Annotated in this window: 23 protein-coding genes; 11 read left to right on the top strand and 12 right to left on the bottom strand. The window is 72.1% G+C overall.

Going from position 1 to position 21959, the window contains the following annotated elements; translation table 11 throughout:
* The 5 genes from AC07AW_RS28400 to AC07AW_RS28380 all read left to right on the top strand — a co-directional run bounded on the left by AC07AW_RS28400 (position 1) and on the right by AC07AW_RS28380 (position 8288).
* Positions 1-594, top strand: a complete 594-nt coding sequence (locus AC07AW_RS28400; RefSeq protein WP_478818298.1) for a (2Fe-2S)-binding protein — start codon at positions 1-3, stop codon at positions 592-594.
* A 2-nt stretch (positions 595-596) separates the two neighbouring features.
* Positions 597-2990 (top strand): xanthine dehydrogenase family protein molybdopterin-binding subunit, encoded by a 2394-nt coding sequence (locus AC07AW_RS28395; RefSeq protein WP_478818297.1) that lies wholly within the window; start codon positions 597-599, stop codon positions 2988-2990.
* Between the two features lie 256 nt (positions 2991-3246).
* Positions 3247-4719 carry an NCS2 family permease gene (locus tag AC07AW_RS28390; RefSeq protein ID WP_478818296.1) on the top strand — a complete coding sequence of 491 codons (1473 nt, stop codon included), beginning with the start codon at positions 3247-3249 and terminating at the stop codon, positions 4717-4719.
* A 41-nt stretch (positions 4720-4760) separates the two neighbouring features.
* On the top strand, positions 4761-5897 hold the full coding sequence (locus AC07AW_RS28385; protein ID WP_478818295.1) for an XdhC family protein: 1137 nt from the start codon (positions 4761-4763) through the stop codon (positions 5895-5897).
* Positions 5898-5942: 45 nt separating this feature from the next.
* Entirely contained in the window at positions 5943-8288 is a 2346-nt protein-coding gene (locus AC07AW_RS28380; protein WP_478818294.1) for a bifunctional serine/threonine protein kinase/MFS transporter, read from the top strand.
* Between the two features lie 7 nt (positions 8289-8295).
* On the opposite strand, the gene AC07AW_RS28375 is transcribed toward AC07AW_RS28380, so the two are convergent.
* The 3 genes from AC07AW_RS28375 to AC07AW_RS28365 form a co-directional block, all read right to left on the bottom strand.
* Entirely contained in the window at positions 8296-8538 is a 243-nt protein-coding gene (locus tag AC07AW_RS28375) for a hypothetical protein (protein ID WP_478818293.1), read from the bottom strand.
* Complete coding sequence (locus tag AC07AW_RS28370) at positions 8535-9170, bottom strand: TNT domain-containing protein (RefSeq protein ID WP_478818609.1); 636 nt, start codon at positions 9168-9170, stop codon at positions 8535-8537. Before AC07AW_RS28370 ends, AC07AW_RS28375 begins: the two co-directional genes overlap by 4 nt.
* A gap of 161 nt (positions 9171-9331) precedes the next feature.
* Entirely contained in the window at positions 9332-9937 is a 606-nt protein-coding gene (locus AC07AW_RS28365; RefSeq protein WP_478818292.1) for a TetR/AcrR family transcriptional regulator, read from the bottom strand.
* Positions 9938-10052: 115 nt separating this feature from the next.
* On the opposite strand from AC07AW_RS28365, the gene AC07AW_RS28360 reads away from it, so the two are divergent.
* Positions 10053-11216, top strand: coding sequence for an acyl-CoA dehydrogenase family protein (locus tag AC07AW_RS28360; protein WP_478818291.1), 1164 nt, complete (start codon positions 10053-10055; stop codon positions 11214-11216).
* Here AC07AW_RS28360 and AC07AW_RS28355 read toward each other — a convergent pair.
* The 5 genes from AC07AW_RS28355 to cynR all read right to left on the bottom strand — a co-directional run bounded on the left by AC07AW_RS28355 (position 11176) and on the right by cynR (position 15874).
* The gene (locus tag AC07AW_RS28355) at positions 11176-12078 is read right to left on the bottom strand and encodes a S8 family serine peptidase (protein ID WP_478818290.1); all 903 of its coding nucleotides are present in this window, start codon (positions 12076-12078) and stop codon (positions 11176-11178) included. The genes AC07AW_RS28360 and AC07AW_RS28355 overlap by 41 nt on opposite strands.
* A gap of 43 nt (positions 12079-12121) precedes the next feature.
* The gene (locus AC07AW_RS28350) at positions 12122-12373 is read right to left on the bottom strand and encodes a hypothetical protein (RefSeq protein WP_478818289.1); all 252 of its coding nucleotides are present in this window, start codon (positions 12371-12373) and stop codon (positions 12122-12124) included.
* 362 nt (positions 12374-12735) lie between these two features.
* Positions 12736-13725, bottom strand: a complete 990-nt coding sequence (locus AC07AW_RS28345) for a cyanobactin maturation protease PatG family protein (protein WP_478818288.1) — start codon at positions 13723-13725, stop codon at positions 12736-12738.
* A gap of 527 nt (positions 13726-14252) precedes the next feature.
* Positions 14253-14819, bottom strand: coding sequence for a GlcG/HbpS family heme-binding protein (locus AC07AW_RS28340; protein ID WP_478818608.1), 567 nt, complete (start codon positions 14817-14819; stop codon positions 14253-14255).
* A 152-nt stretch (positions 14820-14971) separates the two neighbouring features.
* The gene (cynR, locus tag AC07AW_RS28335; protein WP_478818287.1) at positions 14972-15874 is read right to left on the bottom strand and encodes a transcriptional regulator CynR; all 903 of its coding nucleotides are present in this window, start codon (positions 15872-15874) and stop codon (positions 14972-14974) included.
* 83 nt (positions 15875-15957) lie between these two features.
* Between cynR and AC07AW_RS28330 the strand changes: the two genes are divergently transcribed.
* Together AC07AW_RS28330 and cynS are read left to right on the top strand one after the other, a co-directional pair.
* Complete coding sequence (locus tag AC07AW_RS28330; protein ID WP_478818286.1) at positions 15958-16596, top strand: carbonic anhydrase; 639 nt, start codon at positions 15958-15960, stop codon at positions 16594-16596.
* Positions 16597-16637: 41 nt separating this feature from the next.
* The gene (gene cynS / locus AC07AW_RS28325) at positions 16638-17108 is read left to right on the top strand and encodes a cyanase (RefSeq protein ID WP_478818285.1); all 471 of its coding nucleotides are present in this window, start codon (positions 16638-16640) and stop codon (positions 17106-17108) included.
* Positions 17109-17115: 7 nt separating this feature from the next.
* Here cynS and AC07AW_RS28320 read toward each other — a convergent pair whose 3' ends face one another.
* The gene (locus tag AC07AW_RS28320; RefSeq protein WP_478818284.1) at positions 17116-17733 is read right to left on the bottom strand and encodes a TetR/AcrR family transcriptional regulator; all 618 of its coding nucleotides are present in this window, start codon (positions 17731-17733) and stop codon (positions 17116-17118) included.
* A 191-nt stretch (positions 17734-17924) separates the two neighbouring features.
* Here AC07AW_RS28320 and AC07AW_RS28315 point away from each other — a divergent pair, with 191 nt between their 5' ends.
* The 3 genes from AC07AW_RS28315 (at position 17925) to AC07AW_RS28305 (ending at position 19997) form a co-directional block, all read left to right on the top strand.
* Entirely contained in the window at positions 17925-18686 is a 762-nt protein-coding gene (locus AC07AW_RS28315) for an SDR family NAD(P)-dependent oxidoreductase (RefSeq protein ID WP_351188045.1), read from the top strand.
* Between the two features lie 88 nt (positions 18687-18774).
* Positions 18775-19482 carry a TetR family transcriptional regulator gene (locus AC07AW_RS28310; RefSeq protein ID WP_478818283.1) on the top strand — a complete coding sequence of 236 codons (708 nt, stop codon included), beginning with the start codon at positions 18775-18777 and terminating at the stop codon, positions 19480-19482.
* Between the two features lie 131 nt (positions 19483-19613).
* A complete protein-coding gene (locus tag AC07AW_RS28305) occupies positions 19614-19997 on the top strand; it encodes a zinc ribbon domain-containing protein (RefSeq protein WP_478818282.1) in 384 nt (127 codons plus the stop codon).
* Between the two features lie 63 nt (positions 19998-20060).
* Here the strand turns inward: AC07AW_RS28305 and AC07AW_RS28300 are convergent, their stop codons facing one another.
* The 3 genes from AC07AW_RS28300 to AC07AW_RS28290 form a co-directional block, all read right to left on the bottom strand.
* Complete coding sequence (locus AC07AW_RS28300) at positions 20061-21017, bottom strand: electron transfer flavoprotein subunit alpha/FixB family protein (RefSeq protein WP_478818281.1); 957 nt, start codon at positions 21015-21017, stop codon at positions 20061-20063.
* 33 nt (positions 21018-21050) lie between these two features.
* Positions 21051-21836 (bottom strand): electron transfer flavoprotein subunit beta/FixA family protein, encoded by a 786-nt coding sequence (locus AC07AW_RS28295; protein WP_478818280.1) that lies wholly within the window; start codon positions 21834-21836, stop codon positions 21051-21053.
* A 28-nt stretch (positions 21837-21864) separates the two neighbouring features.
* Positions 21865-21959 (bottom strand): acyl-CoA dehydrogenase family protein (locus AC07AW_RS28290; RefSeq protein WP_132919430.1); only part of this gene is annotated, 95 nt, incomplete at its 5' end.

Genomic DNA, 21959 nt, shown 5'->3' with positions numbered 1-21959 from the left:
ATGCGCGTCAATTTCACGGTCAACGGTCGTCCGCAGGAAGCCGACGACGTCTGGGAGGGCGAGTCCCTCCTCTACGTTCTGCGTGAGCGCCTGGGTCTGCCCGGCTCCAAGAACGCGTGCGAGCAGGGCGAGTGCGGTTCCTGCACCGTCCGTCTCGACGGCGTGCCGGTCTGCTCGTGTCTCGTCGCCGCCGGCCAGGTCGAGGGCCGCGAGGTCGTCACGGTCGAGGGCCTGGCGGAGTACGCCAAGGAGCGCGAGGCGCACGGTGGTTGCGCCACCGGCGCCTGCGGCACCTCGGTCGACGCCGCCAAGAAGTGGGAGGCCAAGCCCCAGGACTCGCAGACCGGTGAGGGCATCGAACTCTCCCCGATCCAGCAGGCGTTCATCGACGCCGGCGCGGTCCAGTGCGGCTTCTGCACCCCCGGTCTGCTTGTCGCGGCCGACGAGATGCTGGAGCGCAACCCGTCCCCGACGGACGCGGACATCCGCGAGGCGCTCTCCGGCAACCTCTGCCGCTGCACCGGTTACGAGAAGATCCTCGACGCGGTCCGCCTCGCGGCTGCTCGCCAGGAGCGTCAGGGAGAGGCGGTCTGACGATGGCTCAGAACACACTTCCGGTGGGTACGCCCACCGACGTCACCCAGAACCACGTCAAGGGCGGCATCGGCGAGTCCACGCTCCGCCCGGACGGCACCCTCAAGGTCACCGGTGAGTTCGCGTACTCCTCGGACATGTGGCACGAGGACATGCTGTGGGGCCAGATCCTGCGCTCCACCGTCGCGCACGCCGAGATCGTGTCCATCGACACCTCCGAGGCCCTCGCGATGGACGGCGTCTACGCCGTCCTGACCCACGAGGACCTGCCGGCCGCGAAGAACTACGGCATGGAGTTCCAGGACACCCCGGTCCTCGCCTACGGCAAGGTCCGTCACCACGGTGAGCCGGTCGCCCTCGTGGCCGCCGACCACCCGGAGACCGCCCGCCGCGCCGCCGCGAAGATCAAGATCGAGTACCGGGAGCTCCCGGTCATCACGGACGAGGCCTCCGCCCTCGCCCCGGACGCGATCCTGGTCCACGAGAACCGCGACGACCACCACTCCGGCCACGTGCCGCACCCGAACATCGTGCACCGCCAGCCGATCATCCGCGGCAACGCCGACGAGGCCGCCAAGCGCGCCGACGTCATCGTCAAGGGCGAGTACACCTTCGGGATGCAGGACCAGGCCTTCCTCGGCCCCGAGTCCGGCCTCGCCGTACCGGCCGAGGACGGCGGCGTCGACCTGTACGTCGCCACCCAGTGGCTGCACTCGGACCTCAAGCAGATCGCCCCCTGCCTCGGCCTGCCCGAGGAGAAGGTCCGGATGACCATGGCCGGTGTCGGCGGCGCCTTCGGCGGCCGCGAGGACATCTCCATGCAGATCCTCGCCTCCATCCTCGCGCTGCGCACCAACAAGCCGGTCAAGATGGTCTACAACCGGTACGAGTCCTTCTTCGGGCACGTCCACCGGCACCCGGCGAAGCTCTACTACGAGCACGGCGCCACCAAGGACGGCAAGCTCACGCACATGAAGTGCAAGATCGTGCTGGACGGCGGCGCGTACGCGTCGTCCACGGCCTCGGTCGTCGGCAACGCCTCCTCCCTCTCGGTCGGCCCGTACGTCATCGACGACGTCGAGATCGAGGCGATCGGCCTCTACACCAACAACCCGCCCTGCGGTGCCATGCGCGGCTTCGGCGCGGTCCAGGCCTGCTTCGCCTACGAGGCGCAGATGGACAAGCTCGCGGCCAAGCTGGGCATGGACCCGGTGGAGCTGCGCCAGCTCAACGCCATGGAGCAGGGCACGATCATGCCGACCGGCCAGGTCGTGGACTCGCCGGCCCCGGTCGCCGAGCTGCTGCGCCGGGTCAAGGCCCGCCCGATGCCGCCGGAGCGCCAGTGGGAGACCGCCGGCGAGGGCGCGGACGTCCGCGCGCTGCCGGGCGGCCTGTCCAACACCTCGCACGGCGAGGGTGTCGTACGGGGCGTCGGCTACGCCGTCGGCATCAAGAACGTCGGCTTCTCCGAGGGCTTCGACGACTACTCGACCGCCAAGATCCGCATCGAGGTCATCAACGGCGAGGCCGTCGCGACCGTCCACACCGCCATGGCGGAGGTCGGGCAGGGCGGCGTCACCATCCACGCGCAGATCGCCCGTACCGAGCTCGGTGTCCAGCAGGTCACCATCCACCCCGCGGACACGCAGGTGGGCTCGGCCGGTTCGACCTCCGCGGGCCGCCAGACGTACATGACCGGCGGCGCCATCAAGAACTCCTGCGAGATCGTCCGCGAGAAGGTCCTGGAGATCGGGCGGCGCAAGTTCGGCTCGTACCACCCGGCCTGGGCCAACGCCGAACTCCTCCTGGAGGGCGGCAAGGTCGTCACCGACGGCGGCGAGGCCCTCGCCTCCATCGCGGACGTCCTGGAGGACCAGGCCGTGGAGGTCGAGGAGGAGTGGCGCCACCGGCCCACCCAGGCCTTCGACCTCGTCACCGGCCAGGGCGACGGCCACGTCCAGTACGCCTTCGCCGCGCACCGCGCGGTGGTCGAGGTGGACACCGAGCTCGGTCTCGTCAAGGTCATCGAGCTGGCCTGCGCCCAGGACGTCGGCAAGGCGGTCAACCCGCTCTCCGTGGTCGGCCAGATCCAGGGTGGCACCACCCAGGGCCTGGGCGTCGCGGTGATGGAGGAGATCATCGTCGACCCGAAGACCGCGAAGGTGCGCAACCCCTCCTTCACGGACTACCTGATCCCGACGATCCTCGACACGCCGACCATCCCGGTCGACTACCTCGAACTGGCCGACCCCAACGCGCCGTACGGCGTCCGGGGCATCGGCGAGGCCCCGACCCTGTCGTCCACCCCGGCCGTCCTCGCGGCGATCCGGGCGGCGACGGGCCTGGAGCTCAACAAGACGCCGGTCCGCCCCGAGGCGCTCACCGGCACCCTCTAGGACTCTCCGGGCGGTGTGTGCCTCCCAGGAACGTCACACTTCCGCCGCCCGCACCGCCCGGAGCACTCCCCCCTGGGGATACCCGCATCACCGCAGTACCCGCTTCACCTCAGTACCCGCTTCACGGCAGTACCCCGTTCGTCTCGGGCCGTCCCCCGGGTCGTGCAGCCAACGAAATATCCCAAATCCCGCAGATTCAACGTCAGAGCTTCGAAGTCTGATGCGGGTGCCCCTTTGAACCTTGGGAGTAGGCCCCATGACCCAGTCGTCTGTGGAGCCCAAGACCGCCTCGGAGGACGCGGGCTCCGGCTCCAACGTCCCCGCCGGCCGTTCTTGGCTCGACCGGTACTTTCACATCTCGGAGAGAGGATCCACCGTCGCGACGGAGATCCGCGGCGGCGTCACCACCTTCATGGCGATGGCGTACATTCTCCTGCTCAACCCGATCCTCCTCGGGGGCCCGGACGTCGACAAGCACGTCCTCGCCACCTCCGCCGTCATCACGGCGACCGCCTTCGCGGCGGCGGTGACCACTCTGCTGATGGGCTTCGTCGGCAAGGTCCCGCTCGTCCTCGCGGCGGGACTCAGCGTCTCCGGTGTGCTCGCGACCCAGGTCGTGCCCCAGATGACGTGGCCCCAGGCCATGGGCATGTGTGTCGTCTACGGTGTGGTGATCTGCCTTCTGGTGGTCACCGGTCTCCGTGAGATGATCATGAACGCGATTCCGCTGCCGCTCAAGCACGGCATCACCATCGGCATCGGCCTCTTCATCGCGCTGATCGGCTTCAACAAGGCCGGCTTCGTCGGCGCCGGTCCCCAGTTCGGTCCGCCCATCACCATGGGCTCCGGCGGCGAGCTCATCGGCTGGCCCGTACTGATCTTCGCGGTCACCCTGCTCGCCATCTTCGCCCTCCAGGCCCGCAAGATCCCGGGCGCGATCCTCATCGGCATCGTCGGCGGCACCATCATCTCGCTGATCGTCAACGCGGTCGCCGACATCCCGGCCAAGGGCCCGGGCTCCTGGGCCAACGGCGCCCCCGAGCTCAAGGGCAGCGCGGTCTCCAGCCCGGACTTCTCGCTCTTCGGCGACGTCTCCTTCGGCGGCTGGGGCGACGTCGGCTACATCACCGTCGGCGTCATCGTCTTCACCCTCGTCCTCGCCGGCTTCTTCGACGCCATGGCCACCATCATCGGCGTCGGCACCGAGGCCAACCTCGCCGACGACAAGGGCCGGATGCCCGGCCTCTCCAAGGCGCTGTTCATCGACGGCGCGGGCGGTGCGATCGGCGGCGTCTCCGGCGCCTCCGGCCAGACCGTGTTCGTGGAGTCCGCCACCGGCGTCGGCGAAGGCGCCCGGACCGGCCTCTCCTCGACGGTCACCGGCCTGTTCTTCGCGGCCTGCCTCTTCTTCACGCCGATCACCCAGATCGTGCCCCGTGAGGTCGGCTCCGCCGCCCTGGTCGTCATCGGCGCGATGATGATGATGAACGCCAAGCACGTGAACTGGGGCGACAGCTCCGTCGCGATCCCGGTCTTCCTGACCGTCGTCCTGATGCCCTTCACCTACAGCATCACCCCGGGTGTCGCGGCCGGCGTCATCGCCTACACCGTCATCAAGGTGGCGCAGGGCAAGGCGCGCGAGGTCGGTGCCTTCATGTGGGCCCTGACCGCGATCTTCATCGTGTTCTTCGCCCTTCACCCGATCGAGGGTTGGCTCGGCGTCAGCTGACACCCGACAATCACCCTCCGTACACACCCAAGGAGACCGACATGCTGGACATCGCCGAAGAGCTGCACCGGTGGGTCGAGCAGGGACGCACGTTCGCCGTCGCCACCGTGGTGGCCGTCGGTGGCAGCGCGCCCCGGCAGCCGGGAGCCGCACTCGCCGTCGACAGCGACGGCACGGCGATCGGGTCGGTCTCCGGCGGGTGTGTGGAGGGCGCGGTCTACGACCTGTGCGTCCAGGCCCTCGAAGACGGCAGGACCGTCGTCGAGCGCTTCGGCTACAGCGACGAGGACGCCTTCGCGGTCGGCCTGACCTGCGGCGGCATCATCGACATCCTCGTCACCCCGGTGCGCGGCGGGGTCTTCCCCGCCGCGCTGGCCGCCGCCGTCGCGGGGGAGGCGGCGGCCCTGGCCCGGATCGTGGACGGACCGGCGGACCTGTTGGGGCAGGCGCTGCTGGTCCGTCCCGACGGCTCGTACGAGGGGAAGCTCGGCGGCCACCCCGAGCTGGACCGCACCGCGGCCGGCGAGGCCCGCGCGATGCTCGACGCCGGCCGCACCGGCACCGTGGAGATCGGTGAGGACGGCAGCCGCTGCGGACAGCCGCTGACCCTCCTGGTCGAGTCCTCCGTCCCCGCCCCCCGCATGATCGTCTTCGGCGCCATCGACTTCGCCGCCGCCCTCGTCCGGGTCGGCAAGTTCCTCGGCTACCACGTCACCGTCTGCGACGCGCGGCCGATCTTCGCGACCCCCGCCCGCTTCCCCGAGGCCGACGAGATCGTCGTCGACTGGCCCCACCGCTACCTGGAGTCGACCGAGGTCGACGGCCGGACCGTGCTCTGCGTCCTCACGCACGACGCCAAGTTCGACGTGCCCCTCCTCCAGGCCGCCCTCAGGCTTCCCGTCGCCTACATCGGCGCGATGGGCTCCCGCCGCACCCACGAGGACCGCAACGAGCGGCTCCGCGAGGTCGGCGTCACCGAACTCGAACTCGCCCGCCTGCGCTCCCCGATAGGCCTCGACCTCGGCGCGCGCACGCCCGAGGAGACCGCCCTCTCGATCGGCGCCGAGATCGTCGCCAACCGCCGCGGCGGCAGCGGCCTCTCCCTCACGGGCGCCCACACCCCGATCCACCACGACGGACCGCGCGAACCGGACGGACGCATAGGTTCGGTCGCATAGCTCCGTTCCCCGGACCGCGCCGGTACCGGCGGATAGATTCTGGGCGTGGATCCGCTCACTCCCGAAGACCCGACGCACGTAGGCCCGTACCGTCTCATCGCCCGTCTGGGGGCGGGCGGGATGGGCCTCGTCTATCTGGGCCGCGACGACGTCGGCCGTACGGTCGCCGTCAAGGTCGTCCAGTCCGAGTACGCCGCCCAGCCGGAGTTCCGCAGACGCTTCGCCCGCGAGGTGGCGGCCGCCCGGAGAGTGGGCGGGAGCTGGACCGCGGACGTCCTCGACGCGGACACCGAAACCGGGGTCGCGGTGCCCTGGGTCGCCACCCAGTACATCGCCGGTCCCGACCTGACCACCGTGGTCGCCCGGGACTTCGGCCCGTTGCCCGAGCACTCCGTCCGCGTCCTCGCCAACCGCCTCGCCCTCGCGCTGCGCGTCGTGCACGCGGCCGGCCTGATCCACCGCGACCTCAAACCGTCCAACGTCCTGGTGACGGTGGACGGGCCCCGCGTCATCGACTTCGGCATCGCCCGCGCCATGGACAGCCTGGCCGGGGACAGCCTGCACACCCGCACCGGCATGCTGATCGGCTCGCCCGGCTTCATGTCCCCGGAGCAGGTCCGCGGCCTCGAACTCACCCCCGCCAGCGATGTGTTCTGCCTCGGGGCCGTCCTCGTGTACGCCGCCACCGGACGCCTCCTCTTCGGCGCCACCGACACCGGTCTGAACGCCCACCTCTTCCGGGTCGCCGAGGAGGAGCCCGACCTCACCGGCGTCCCCGAGACACTGCTCGGCCTCGTCCGCGCCTGTCTGGAGAAGGACCCGGCCGCACGGCCCACGCCCGAGCGGATCGCCGCCCTGACCGACGGGGACGACGGCGGGGTCTGGCTGCCGGGTGAGGTCCTCGTCCAACTGGGGCGGCACGCGGCCCGGTTGCTGGACTACGTGCCGGCGGCGCGAGCCGGGACGCCCACCGCGCAACCCGTGACGGAGACGGCACCCCGGAGCCCGGCCCCCGCACCCGCCCCGGCGCCCGCACCCGCCCCGGCACCCGACCCCGCGTACACCCCGACGGCTCCGGCCCACGAGGTCGTCGCCCCGCCGCCCCGCCGACGGCGGGGCCTGGCCGTGCTCGTTCTCGCGCAACTGGCGGTGCTCCTCGGGGCCATGGCCCAGGACCCGTTCCACTTCGCCATCGGCCGCAAGAGCCCGGAGTCGTTCGCCTTCGCGGTCTCCTTCGCGGCACTGCTGCTGCTCGGCGGACACCTCGCCGACCGCCTGGGCGGCCGACGGACGCTGTTCGTCGGCCTGACGGGACTCGCGGCGGCCTGCGTGCTCGGCGGCTCGGCCGGCGCGTTCGCCCCCGCCGCGCTGATCACGGCCCGCGCCCTCCAGGGCGGGTTCGGCGCGCTGGTGACGGTCGCGGCGCTGACCCTGGTGGCCACCGGTTTCCCCGAACCAAGGGCACGGATCAGGGCCTTCGGCGTCTACGCCACGGCCGGCATCGGCGGGCCGGTCGTCGCGCTGCCCCTGACCGCCGAGCTGAACCGGGGCCCGGTCCTGGGCGTCGTCGCGCTCCTCGCCCTGATCGCCCTGGCCGGGGCACGTACCCTGCCGGACGACCGTCCGGACCGCACCGGCACCCGCTTCGACCTGCCCGGAGTCCTGCTCGGCACCTTCGGGACCGCCCTGCTCCTCCACGGCTCCGTCGAGGCATGGCCGGACTGGGGCGCCCCCCTGGCCGTGGGCCTGCTCTCGGGAGGAGCGGTGCTGTTCGCGGCCTTCCTGGGGTGGCAGAGCGCCGCGTCGCACCCGCTGCTGCCCCCGTACGTCCTCAAGGACCGCAGCCGGCTGGGCGGTGTCCTCACGATGCTCCTCGTGGGCGTCGGCATCCTGGCCCTCCTGCCGCCCCTGACGGTCATCCTGACGTGGGAACTCGGGTACTCCGGGCCCCTGGTCGCACTGGCCATGCTCCCCATGGTCGCCACGGTCGCCGTCGGTGCCACCCAGGTCGCTCCGCGACTGCTGGGCCGTGGCGTGGCGCCCCGCGCCCTCGTCGTGGCGGGCCTGGTGATCACCCCGCTCGGCGTGGCCCTGACCATCGTCGCCCTCGAGAGCGGCGGCGGATACGCCGTCCTGCTCCCCGCCATGTTGCTCGCGGGCTTCGGGATCGGTCTGGCCTTCACGCCGCTCTTCGCCGCCGCGGTCGGCCCCGGCCTCGGCGGGCACAGCGGCGCGGCCGCCGCCGCCCTCCTCACGGCCCAGACGCTGGGCACGGGCTTCGGCGCGGCACTCGTCGGCGACTACGACGGGCCGCCCTGGTGGGCCATCGGATTCCTGCTGCTCGCGGGTCTCGTCGCAGGCCTGATGGTGACCGCCAGGACCCGCGCCTGATCCCGCTCTACATGCCGAGCAGGCCGCGGAGGTGGGCGCAGGCGGCCGACTCCGTGTCGTGCTCGGCGACCGGTTCGTACGCGCCCCGTTCGTACACCCCGGTCTCCCAGCCGCCGCCGCCCGGCCGCGTCCGCAGATAGACGAAGTCGGGCGGGGTGGGCGCCGGTTCGTGGACGCCCTCGATCCAGTAGTACGCGGCGGGCACCCCGGCCTCCCGGAGTGCCCGCTCCAGCGCGCTGCGGTCGGTCACGCGGGGACGCGCACCAGGTAGCCGTTGTCGAGCAGCCACTTCACGTTGAGGCGCTGGCCCTCGCCCGGGTTCAGGAACGCCGGGTCCAGCTTGATCTGGCGGCCGCCGCCCGGCTGCTCGAACCAGGGCGCGATGGAGCCCTCCCAGACGACGAAGGTCCTCGTCACCTCGTACAGGTGGTAGTCGCAGGGGAAGGCCGCGTCACGGGTGTTGAGGTTCTGCGGGGGCAGCGCCCGCTCGGCGTAGGCGTCGCCGGCCGGGGCCAGGTAGGAGCCGTACTCCGAGCCGAAGCGGTCCAGACGCTCGCCCTCCTCCAGGAGCTCCGGCGCCTTGTCGACGGTGCCGTTGACCTCGGCGAAGCCGTCGTTCGGCGGGTACTTCCAGCTGCCGGTGTCGGCCGGGCCCTCCCAGTACTTCTTCAGGAAGTCGGCGGAGGAGAGCTGCCCGGTCCGGTGGTAGCGGTTGAGGAGCGGGCCGACCGGCTCCTGCCACTTCTTCGGCAGGAACTGCGGGCCGAGCCGCTTGTCGCCCTCGAACTCCCCGGTGCAGGGGGCCGGGGGAGCGGCGACGGGCTTCTCGGCGGGGGCGGCCTGCGCCGCGGGGGCCGCGGCGAGGGCGGCGGTGACGCCCATGGCGGCGAGGACGGCACGGATCCTGAGGACGGTACGGCTGCGCTCCACGCGGAGGCTCCCTGGGATGGGGGTCAGTGGCGCGGCACACAGTAGTGGATCACCTGCGCAGAGTGATCGAACGCGGGACGGAATCAGGCCACGCGTTGCGCCTGGGGGCCCGCTCAGGCCTTGCGGAGGCCGCTGAGCAGCAGTTCGGCCAGCTGTTCGTACGCCTCGGCGTCGGCGAGACCCGTCGCCGCGGCCACCTGGCGGCGCTGGATGCGGACCATCACCGAGGAGATGACGTCGGCCGCGAAGGTCACGTGCACCTCGCGGAACACCCCGGCCCGCACGCCCTCCTCGATGAGCTGCTGCACCCGGCCCGCCGCCGCGCGCGTGTTCCGCTCGTACACCTCGGCCGCCGGCTCGAAGGCCGCCACGTCGTCGAAGAACTCCGGCGAGACGGGCGCCAGCTCGGCCGAAACCGCCCGCAGATAGGCGGCGAGCCGCTCGGCCGGGTCCGTCGCGGCGGCGAGGACCGCCTCGACCCGGGCCGTGGCGCGCCGGAAGAAGTGCACGACCGCCGCCCGGACCAGCTGCTCCTTGCTGCCGGCCAGGCCGTACAGGGTCCGCTTCGAGCAGCGCAGCCGCGCGGCGAGATCGTCGAGCGTCAGCCGGGCGAAGCCCTCGCCGACGAGGAGGGCGACGAGCTCCTCGAAGAGGGCGGAGCGGCGCGCCGCTCCGCGGCCCGTCAGCTTGGGGGCGTCGGCGGCGGAGGTCTCGATCACCCCGCCAGTATTCCAGGCCGGCCCGCCAGGGGGTTACGGCGGCACCCTTCTGCGCTACGCTAACCGGTACTGCAGTACCTGCCCCAGTACCACTTTGCGCGCCGCTGGAGTCGCCATGGATGTCGACCGCCTGCTTCCCACCCCCGAGGCAGCGGACCTCATCGCCCTCACCCGGGAGATCGCCGACAAGGAGCTCTCTTCGCGGGTGGACGAGCACGAGGCCGCCGAGAGCTATCCCGAAGGGCTCTTCTCGACCCTCGGCGAGGCCGGGCTCCTCGGCCTCCCGTACCCCGAGGAGTACGGCGGCGGAGGCCAGCCCTACGAGGTCTACCTCCAGGTCCTGGAGGAGCTCGCCGCGCGCTGGGCCGCCGTCGCCGTCGCCACCAGCGTCCACACCCTCGCCAGCCACCCCCTCCACACCTTCGGCACCCCGGAGCAGAAGGAGCGCTGGCTGCCCGCGATCCTCGAGGGCCGGACCATCGGCGGCTACAGCCTCTCCGAGCCGCAGGCCGGCTCCGACGCCGCGGCCCTCACCTGCAAGGCCGAGCGTCAGGACGACGGCAGCGGCTACCGGATCACCGGCACCAAGGCCTGGATCACCCACGGCGGCAAGGCCGACTTCTACGCCCTCTTCGCCCGTACGGCCCCCGGCAGCCACGGGATCTCCTGCTTCCTCGCGCCCGGCGCCACCGAGGGCCTGAGCTTCGGCGCGCCCGAGCGCAAGATGGGCCTCCAGGCCGTGCCGACGACGGCCGCGTACTGGGACGGTGCCCTCATCGAGGAGGGCCGGCGGATCGGGGACGAGGGCCAGGGCCTCCAGATCGCCTTCAGCGCGCTCGACAGCGGCCGCCTCGGCATCGCCGCCTGTGCGACGGGCCTCGCCCAGGCCGCCCTCGACGCCGCCGTGGCGTACGCCAACGAGCGCACGACCTTCGGCCGCCGGATCGTCGACCACCAGGGCCTCGGCTTCCTTCTCGCCGACATGGCCGCCGCCGTCGACGCGGCCCGCGCCACCTACCTGGACGCGGCCCGCCGCCGTGACCTCGGCCGCCCCTTCAGCCGCCAGGCCAGCGCGGCCAAGCTCATCGCCACGGACACGGCCATGAAGGTCACCACGGACGCCGTCCAGGTCTTCGGCGGCTACGGCTACACCCGGGACTTCCCGGTCGAGCGGTACATGCGCGAGGCGAAGATCATGCAGATCTTCGAGGGCACCAACCAGATCCAGCGGCTCGTCATCAGCCGGGGGTTGGCGACGGCCCAGCAGCACGCGCGGTAGCCGCCCGCAGCGTCGTGTACGCGGCCCAGGCGTCCAGGAGCGGTGGCATCGCCGACCGCCGGCGCCCGGGCCCGTGCGTCACCGCGTACCGTACGGCCGCCGGGGTGGCGTCCGGGAACGCGGAGCGGAGCAGGGCGACCGCCCCCGTCACGAAGGGCGCGGCGGCGCTCGTACCGCTCAGGAGGACGGGGCGGCCGTCGAGGCCCACGCCGGGGACGCGGTCGCCGGGAGCACCGACTCCGTTGCGGCCGATCGAGACGCCCCGGTTGGAGTGGGGCAGGGGGCGTCCGGCGTGGTCGTACGCGACCACCGGGATGACCCACGGGTGGTCGGTGAGCGGGGAGGAGCCCGTCCGGCCCTGGTTCCCGGCGGCCACCACGACGATCACGCCCCGGTCGGCGGCGTGATCGAGCGCCGCGTCCAGGGCGCGGTCGCGGACACCGGAAGGCGCGGGCTGGGCCAGGCTCAGGTTCAGGACATGGGCGCCCGCGTCGACGGCCTCCGTGATCGCCTCCGCCAGCTCCGCCACGCGGACGCCGGCCAGACAGGTCGCTGGGCCGCCGTCGGCCGGATGATCCGCGAAGAGGGGCCGGGACAGCAGCGTGCAGCGGGGGCACACGCCCCGGTCCCCGGCGAGGAGCGCGGCGACGGCGGTGCCGTGGGCGCAGCACACGTCCGCGCGGGCGCAGGATCCCGTCCCGGCGGCCGCCTTGGCGGCCGGACGCAGTTCCCGGACCGGACGGCCCGCGAAGGCGGGGTGGTTCGGGGCCACGCGGCCGTCGATCACGCCGACCACGACCGAGGACCGGCCGGAGGTGCGCGCCATGAGCGGCGTGAGCCCGACCAGGTCCAGGGGGTCCATGCGTACCTCTCTCCGCCCCTGCCGGGGGACTCCTGCCGGGGGACTAGTAGGTGTACAGGTGGCCGAACGGGTCTATGGGGCCGAGCGGGTCGCACTCGTGGTGACACGTCTCCGAGCAGAGGTTCAGGCAGTCGCCCGCTTCGTAGGAGGGGCGGTCCTGGCACACGTCGGCGCAGATGTTCGAGCACAGCGTGTCGCAGTGGGTGTCGATCTGCGGACGGAGCAGGTCACCGGGGGCGGCGGGCCGGGCGGGCCGTGCGGCCGGGAAGGTCGGGGCAAATCCTGGCAGGCTCATGGCGACTCCAGCGGGGAGGAGCCGGTCGCCCGGCCTTGCCGGGGCCGGGCGAGCGTTCTCGTGGACACTACTCGTGCGCGGATCCGAATCCGGGGACGCCCCTCAGGCGTCACCACCACGGATCCTCCGAGCAGAACGCCTTCAGGCACTTCCTCACGCACGTGCGGAAGTCATGGCTGCCCTTGCAGTTGTTGCGGCAGACCGGGCCCAACTCCAACTCGCAGAGGGCGTCCTGAGGACGGACCAGATCGCCGGTCCGTGTGTCACGCGTCGGTGGTTCGACGGCAAATCCGGGGATGCTCATGTCCGTTCGCCTCCTTCTCTCTTCCTTCTCTCTGTCGCCCGGGCCGGCGTTGCCCGGGTCAGCGGACGAAGTACTCCTGGAACGGTGTCACCGGGAAGGGGAAGTACCCGGCGAGACCCACGCGGACGAAGTACTTCTCGACCACGTTGGTCTGGAGGTTGGTGTAGGAGAAGACGACCGTGATGACGGGCTGCGACCGGGTGCTGAGCCGGGAGGGACCGGCTTCCACCGAGGAGAGGACGCAGCCCTCCGCGCGCTTCTCGTTGGTCTTCTGGTACATCTCCTGGCACCGCACCGTCAGATAGTTGAGGACCCGGCCGACCGGGTCGGTGCCGGCGTTGTCGCTGAGCTGGAGCAGCCGGTCGAGCAGCGCTCCGACGCCCTTCTCGAACTCCTTGCGGGGGGTGCCCTGGGGGCGGTCGATCGCTCTGATGAGTTCCTTGCGGTCGAAGCCCCAGGTCTTCACCACGCCGACGACGGGGACGGAGAGCCCCTGGCAGGCACTCGGGGGCGCGATCGGGCCGAGCGCGCCGACCACCACGGCGAGGTCGCGCCCGTCGTTCACCGGACGCAGCGCCTCCACCAGCTCGTCGAGCCCGGTGGGGTCCGTGGCCTCCAGGATGTAGGTGTCGACGCCCTGGACGGACAGGACGAAGCACATCTGCCGGGCGAGATAGCGGTTCTCCGGGGCGGAGAGCACGCGGTACATCGCGGCGGCGTCGGTGCTGTCGGTATGCCCGCCGGCTCCCGCCACCTGGAAGAACTCGTGCTGGATCGAGACGTTGGGGAAGACGGCACGGACGCGGCCGAGCACGTAGACGTAGTCGCCGTCGCCGTCGTCGGCTTCCCCTCCGCCGCCGGGGGAGGCGGCCGCGGTACAGCCGCAGGACGACTGGACGACGGTCGGATCGTCGGCGTGCACGGGGCCGGGATCGCGCAGGGGCCCGAGATCCTCCGCCGCGAGCACGGGGTCGGGCGGAGCGGGCTGGGCGTCGTTCTCCGGCGAGAGGCCCGCGGCGGGGGCGGTGTCGACGATCTCGGGGTTCATCAGTCACTCCTCACACGCACTCTGTCGGGACGTCAGGAGCGTGGGCGCTCACGGGGTCCGTCCATCGGGCAGGTGCCGCGCACGGTGCTCGGAGGTACCGGCACGGCGGCTCAGCGGTCCGGCCCGCCACCGATCGTCATCCACCGGTTCAGCGCCTCGGCCCGGCGGCCGCAGCCACCGCAGGGGCGGATCCCCACCGCCGATGTCACCCGGGCGACGGCGTCGCCCAGGCCGATCTCCGTATCCTCACCGCCGGGCCGCGCGAAGCCGGGGATGCGGACCCGATGCCGGGGGCCGTCGTGGCGACGGCTGTCACGGGAGCCGTGTGCCGTCCCCTTCCGGGCCTCACCCCGACTGCCCGTTGAGTGGTCAACCATCCTGCTCACATCCCGGACTTGGGCCGTTCGGCGCCGACGGCGCGCTCCCACCCCCTTTCATGCTCCTCCCGAAGGGCGCCGCCCGCACGCCGACTCGGGCTCGCGCGCCGACCAAGGAGCGTGGCGCAGTCGAGTCCGGCTCTTCCCGGGCTACTTGCCGAGCGCCGCGACGCCGGCCCGGGCGAACTTCTCGTCGAGGTCGCCGGACGGGGCGCCGGCGACGCCGATGCCCGCGATCGGGGCGCCCTTGGCGGTGACGGGGGCGCCGCCGGCGAGGAAGAGGGTGCCGGGGATGTCCTTCAGGGTCGGGGCGTTGGTGAGGCGCTTGGCGAGCTCGGAGGTCGGCGCGTTCCAGGAGACGGCGGTGTACGCCTTCTTGACGGCCGACTCGTAGGACTGCGGGCCCGCGCCGTCGCCGCGCAGGGTGACGATGGTGTTGCCGTTGCGGTCGACGACCGCGACGGAGACACGCTGGTTCTCCTTCTCGGCGGCGTCCAGGGTCGCCTGTGCGGCCTTCGTGGCCGCCTCGATCGTCAGGTGCGTGGAACGGGCCGTGTTCTTCTTCTCGGCGTCCGCCTTCGCGGTGGCGGCGGCCGGCGCGGCCGCCGTGTCCTCGCCGGTGGCGCTCGCGGAGTAGGCCCCGAAGCCGCCGAGGGCGAGGGCGGCGACGATCGCGCCACCGGTCACGGCACGGGTGCGCGAGGAGGCCTTCTTCACGTGCTTCATGGGATCTGCTCCAGTGAACTCGGGGAACCGCGGGGGCCGTCGGGATGCCGTGGCCCGTTCTGCTCTCCATCCTGGTGCCGTACCCTGCCGCCGTCCGTCGTCGTCCCGGCTGCACCCGGTTCCCCGGGCGGTGGACCCCGGGGTCATCCGATCGGTTGACCCTCCTCCGCCCACCGCGCGGCCAGTTCGGTGAAGGCCCCGGCCGCCGCGCTCCGGTAGCCGGCCGCGCGCCGGAGGAGGACGACCTCCCGGGACGGCAGCGCGGGGGAGAGTGGGACCGGGCTCAGCCAGGGGTGGTCCCGGGTGACGGCGTCGGGCAGGACGGTGGCCAGCGCGGTGCGCCGGACGATCTCGGTGAGCGCGGTCACGGAGTTGGCCTCCACCGCGATCGCCGGCCGGACGCGGTGCTCGGAGACGTACGCGTCGATGTGCAGCCGGGTGGCGAAGTCGGCGCTGAGGAGCGCCAGGTGATGGTCGTTCAGTTCCCCGGCCCGCACCGGTTCCGTACGGCCCGCGAAGGGATGGCCGGGGCCCACGACGAGACCGAGGGTCTCCGTGAACAGTTCCGTGGCCTCGACGCCCGGGAGGTGCTCGCCGTGGAAGGCGATGCCGAGATCGAGCCGGTCGGCGAGGAGTTCGGCCTCGATGCGGTCCTGCGGCAGCTCCCGCACCTCCACGCCGATGCCCGGATGGCGGGTGTGGAAGCCCGCGACCAGGGGGCCGGTGAGGTACGCGGTGAACGTGGGCGTGACCGCGAGCCGGAGGTGGCCCCGGGACAGGTCGTGCACGTCCAGCACGGCCCGCTCGCCCGCCGCCAGGTCCCGCAGGGCGCGCCGGGCGTAGCGCGCGTAGGTCTCCCCGGCGTCGGTGAGGCGCACGGTGCGGCCGGTGCGGTCCAGGAGCTGCGCCCCGAGGGCCTTCTCCAGCTGCTTGATCTGCTGGGAGAGCGTGGGCTGGGCGATCCGCAGCTCTTCGGCGGCGCGGGTGAAGTTCGCGTGCTCGGCGACGGCGAGCAGATAGCGGAGATGACGGAGTTCCGGCTGCATACAGCCGACTATAGATCTCATCTATTGCTGAGATCGACAGCAGGTCTTGGACGCTATAGGTCCTGGTCGTGCACGGTAGGGACATGCCCCACTTCGCCGAGGGAATCGCCCGCTTCCAGCGGGAGGTCTTCCCTGCCAAGGCCGGCCTCTTCGCCCGCCTGGCCACCGCCCACCGGCCCGGCACGCTGTTCATCGGCTGCTCGGACGCCCGCGTCGTACCCGAACTGATCACCCAGACCGATCCCGGCGAACTCTTCGTCATCCGCACCGCGGGCAACCTCGTCCCCGCCCACACCCCGGGCACCGACGGAGTCACCGCCGGAGTCGAGTACGCCGTCACCGTCCTGGGCGTCCGGGACATCGTCGTCTGCGGGCACTCCGCCTGCGGCGCGATGACCGCGCTCGCCGAGGGCCACGACCTGAGCGCCGCGCCCGCCGTCGCCGCCTGGCTGCGGCACGCCGACGCCTCCCTCGCCCGCGCCGCCGCCGGCGGGACGGTCGACGTGACCGCCGGGACCGTCGACGCCGCCCGCGGGACCGTCGACGTGGCCGCCCTGGTCCGGGAGAACGTCGCCGCGCAGCTGGCGAACCTGGCCACCCATCCCTCGGTGGCCCGCGCCCTCGCCGCAGGCGAAGTACGGCTGCACGGCTGGGTCTTCGACATCTCCGACGGCACCGTCGAGGAACTCCCCGCCACGGCGCGCCCCGCGCTCGCCGCCTGATCCCCCTCCGTAAGAACCCTTCAGGAAAGGACGTACCTCTCATGGTGCACGCCCAGTTCGACCCCACCGCCCGCCGCGCCCTCGCGATCGCCGCCGTCGACGCCAAGATCCGCAAGGACCTGAGCTGGCAGCAGATCGCGGACGCCGCCGGCCTCTCCGTCGCCTTCACCACCGCCGCCGTCCTCGGCCAGCACGCCCTGCCGGAGGAGTCCGCGAAGGCCGTCGCCGAGCTCCTCGGCCTGGACGAGGACGCCGTGCGCCTGCTCCGGACGATCCCCACCCGAGGCTCGCTCGACGGCGCCGTCCCCACCGACCCGACCGTCTACCGCTTCTACGAGATGCTGCAGGTCTACGGCACCACGCTGAAGGAGCTCGTCCACGAGCAGTTCGGCGACGGCATCATCTCCGCGATCAACTTCAAGCTGGACGTGAAGAAGGTCGCCGACCCCGAGGGCGGCGAGCGCGCCGTCATCACCCTCGACGGCAAGTACCTGCCGACCAAGCCCTTCTGACGGTCGATCAGCCTGTGGCGGAGGCCTGGCTCTCCTCGGCGCCGAGGAGAGCCAGGGAATCGGCCCACAGGGCGTCGAGGCGGCCCGGGTCGTCGTACAGCTTGGCGAACAGGACCCGGCCCTCGAGGAGGGCGACCAGGGCCCGCGCGGCCGCGTCGGTGTCGGCGACCGTGACCTCGCCGCTCGCGCGGGCCTCGGCCACGGTTCCCGCGACCAGGGCCACCTGCTCGTCGAAGATCTCCCGCAGCCGCTCGCGGACGCTCTCCGTCCGGGTGCTCAGCTCCAGGGCCAGGTTCCCGAGGAGACAGCCCGTGACCGTGCCGCAGCTCTCCCGGCCGGCCCGCAGCTCGGCCTCCGTGAACTCGTACAGGCGTCGCAGCCGCCGGAGCGGAGGGACGTCCCCGCCGAGCGCGCGCGTCCACTCGGCGCGCTGCCCCGCCCAGTGCTCCTCGACGACGGCCAGGGCCAGCTCCTCCTTCGACGCGAAGAAGTAGTAGAAGCTGCCCTTCGGCACACCGGCCGCCGCGCAGATCTCGGCCACGCCCAGGGCGGAGTAGCCGCGCGACAGCATCAGCGTCCTCGCGGCGGTCAGGATGCGCTCGCGCGCGTCACTCGTTCGCCCCATGGCGAGAGTGTACGACCGGTCGACTATCCGCCGTCCCGGCCGTCCGGCATCCCCTTCCAGGGGTGCGGCCTGCGGTTCTATGGTGGGCGGCGCAGATCGCGCGGACCGCGCGGTCCTCCGCGGGCACGCGCCCGATCCGGCGGCCAACCCGGCGGCAGGGTCGCACCCGCACGACACGAACGAGGAGTTCCATGGACATCGCCGGCTCCGCCGCTCTCGTCACCGGCGCCGCTTCCGGCCTCGGCGCCGCCACCGCCGCCGCGCTCGCCGCCCGTGGCGCCACCGTCTACGGCCTGGACCTGGACAAGGCCGTGGCCGCCGCAGGGCCGCTGCCCGAGGGCGTCCGGCTGCTCGCCGCGGACGTCACCGACGAGGACCAGGTCCGCGAGGCGCTCGCCGCGATCGACGCCGACGGCGCCGAGCTGCGGCTCGCGGTGAACTGCGCGGGCATCGCCCCCTCCGCCCGCATCCTGGGCCGCAAGGGACCGCACGACCTCGACCTGTTCCGTGCGGTGCTCAACGTCAACCTGCTGGGCACCTTCAACGTGATGCGGCTCGCCGCCGAGGCCATCGCCCGCCACGAGCCCGACGAGCACGGGCAGCGCGGCCTCGTCGTCAACACCGCCTCCATCGCGGCCTTCGAGGGCCAGGTCGGCCAGATCGCGTACGCCGCCTCCAAGGCGGGCGTCGCCGGGATGACCGTCACCGCCGCGCGCGACCTGGCCCAGTTCGGCATCCGGGTCGTCACCATCGCCCCCGGCATCGTCGACACCCCGATGATGGCCGGCTTCGGCGAGGACGTCCGGGCCGGTCTGGCCGCGAGCGTCACCTTCCCGCAGCGCCTCGCGCGCCCGGAGGAGTACGCCCGGCTCGTGACGATGATCGCCGAGCACGACTACCTCAACGGCGAGACGATCCGCATGGACGGCGCCCTCCGCATGAGCGCTCGCTGAGCCTCCGTACCCTAGAGAGTGCACTCGGTGCCGGATTCTTCCGGCACCGAGTTCCACGCGGACCCCGTCTGGGTGTTAGGTTCGGGCCATGGGAACAGCGTCGACGAACTCCACGAAGCCCGCGATGCGGGACTCCCTCATCGCCGCGGCCTTCCAGCTCTTCCTGGAGCGGGGCTACGAGCAGACCACCGTCGACGACATCGTCACGCTCGCGGGCGTCGGCCGGCGGTCCTTCTTCCGGTACTTCCCGTCGAAGGAGGACGTGGTCTTCCCCGACCACGAGCAGTGCCTCGCCGACATGACCCGCTTCCTCGCCGCGAGCGCCGACTCCGACGACCCGGTCGTCCGCGTCTGCGACGCCGCCCGGCTCGTCATGCGGATGTACGCGGAGAACCCCACCTTCTCCGTGCAGCGCTACCGGCTCACCCGCGAGGTGACCGGGCTGCGCACGTACGAGCTGTCGGTGGTCTGGCGGTACGAGAAGACCCTCGGTGACTACCTGCGCACCCGCTGGGCCGACCGCAAGGACGGCACCCTGCGCGCCAACGTCGTCGCGGCGGCCGTGGTCGCCGCCCACAACCACGCCCTGCGGCACTGGCTGCGCTCGGGCGGCGAGGGCGACCCGCTGGCCGAGGTCGACGGGGCCCTGGAGTTCGTGCGCGGCACCTGGGCCACCGGCCAGGCCGTGGACGCGCCGGCCGAGGAGGCCGAGGACGTCGTCGTGGTGATCACCAAGCGGTCCACCCCCATGTGGCGCGTGGTGCGCGAGGTGGAGTCGAGCCTCGGCGAGAGCTGAGGGGATCACAGAAGGGCCACAGGGTTCTCAGTATCTCGAATTGAGGGAACTCAGGTCTTTATTTGATGGCACTCAGTGCCATATCTTTGCTCCATGCACGGTCGAGCCGCCGAGTGCAAGGAGAAGGCATCGTGTTCCACACGGGACTGAGGAGCGGGACCGCCATCCAGGTCGAGGATTCGGCCCCCGACTCCGAGCTGTACTTCCAGCGCTGCCGCTGGTGCCACACCACCACGTTCCAGCGCCTGCTCTGTCCGACCTGCGGGTCGACCGACCTGGCGCCCGAGCTCAGCGACGGCGAGGGCGTGATATCCGTACGCCGCGGGGTCGCCGCCGCCGATGCCGACCTCTGGCCGGTCCATATGACCGAGGGCTTCGTGGTCCGCTGCCGCGTCGACGGTCCGCCGCACGCGGTGCGCCCGGGAGTCAGGGTCAAGGTCTCCGGCACCGCGGTCTCCGGGCGCAGGCCGGTCGTCCGGCTCTGCGAGGAGGCCCCGCTCGACGGCTGGTACTGAGCGCGAACACGACGAAGGGGCGGGTGGCACTCTGTGCCACCCGCCCCTTCGTCGTGGGTGAGGTCAGCGCGCGCCGATCTCGTCCGTCAGCTGCGGCAGCACCTCGAAGAGGTCGCCGACCACGCCGTAGTCGACCAGGTCGAAGATCGGGGCCTCGGGGTCCTTGTTGACCGCGACGATCGTCTTCGAGGTCTGCATGCCGGCCCGGTGCTGGATCGCGCCGGAGATGCCCGCCGCCACGTACAGCTGCGGCGAGACCTGCTTGCCGGTCTGGCCGACCTGGTTGGAGTGCGGGTACCAGCCGGCGTCGACGGCGGCACGGGAGGCGCCGACGGCCGCACCGAGCGAGTCGGCCAGCTTCTCGACGACCGCGAAGCCCTCGGCCGCGCCGACACCGCGGCCGCCGGAGACCACGATCGCGGACTCGGTCAGCTCGGGGCGGCCGGTGGAGACGCGCGGGGTGCGCGAGACGACCTTGGCGGCGTTGCCGGTGAACGCGACGGTGACGTTCTCGACCGTACCGGCGGCCGGGGCGGCCTCCGGGGCGGCGGAGTTCGGCTTGACGGTGATGACCGGCACGCCGTGCGAGACCGTCGACTTCACCTGGTACGAGGCGGCGAAGACGGACTGGGTGGCGACCGGGCCGTTCTCGCCGGCCTCCAGCTCCACGGCGTCGGTGATCAGGCCGGAGCCGAGGCGGAGCGCGACGCGGGCCGCGATCTCCTTGCCCTCGCCGGAGGAGGTCACCAGGACGGCGGCCACCCCCTTGTCCTTCGCGATCTGGGTGAGCGCGTCGACCTTCGGGACGACGAGCTGCTCGGCGAACTCGGCGCCGTCCGCGACGTACACGGTGGCCGCGCCGTACTCGCCGGCCGTGGAAGCGATCGAGGCGGCGGCCTCGCCGGCGCCGAGGACGACCGCGGTGGGCTCGCCGATGCGGCGGGCCAGGGTCAGCAGTTCGAGGGCCGGCTTGCGGACCGCACCGTCGGCGTGGTCCACGAGAACCAGGATCTCAGCCATGATTCCTTGCTCCTGAGGTGGTGTGACGGTGGGTCAGATGAACTTCTGGGTGGCGAGGAACGCCGCGAGCTGCTTGCCGCCGTCGCCCTCGTCCGTGACGATCGTGCCCTGCGTACGGGCCGGGCGGGCGGCCGCCGAGTCGACCAGGGTCCACGAGCCGGCGAGGCCGACCTCGTCGGCGTCGATGTCCAGGTCTTCCAGGTCCAGCTCCTCGACCGGCTTCTTCTTGGCGGCCATGATCCCCTTGAAGGAGGGGTAACGGGCCTCGCCGGACTGGTCGGTGACCGAGACGACGGCCGGCAGCGGGGCCTCCAGGTGCTCGGTGGCGGCGTCGCCGTCACGGCGGCCCTTCACGAGACCGTCCTCGACGGAGAGCTCCGAGAGCAGGGTGACCTGCGGCAGGCTCAGGCGCTCGGCGAGCAGCGCGGGCAGCACGCCCATCGTGCCGTCGGTCGAGGCCATGCCGCAGACGACCAGGTCGAAGCCGGTCTTCTCCAGGGCCTTGGCCAGGATCGCGGAGGTGGCGATGACGTCGGAGCCGTGGATGTCGTCGTCGTTGACGTGGACGGCCTTGTCGGCGCCCATCGACAGCGCCTTGCGCAGGGCGTCCTTGGCGTCGTCCGGGCCCACGGTGACGACGGTGACCTCGGCGTCGTCGGACTCCTCCGAGATGCGCAGGGCCTGCTCGACCGCGTACTCGTCGAGCTCCGAGAGCAGCCCGTCGACGGCCTCGCGGTCGGTCGTCAGGTCGTCGGCGAAACCGCGGTCGCCGGTCGCGTCGGGGACGTACTTCACACAGACAGCGATCTTCAGGGTCACGGCCTGTCTCCTTTCGAGAGGCTGGTGGTTACGGGAGGTTGCGGGCCATGACGATGCGCTGGACCTGGTTGGTGCCTTCGTAGATCTGGGTGATCTTGGCGTCGCGCATCATGCGCTCGACGG

This window comes from Streptomyces sp. NPDC044003 (genome assembly GCF_056435185.1).
Note: the sequence above shows the minus strand (reverse complement) of the source record. Positions and strands in the feature narration are given on the sequence as shown.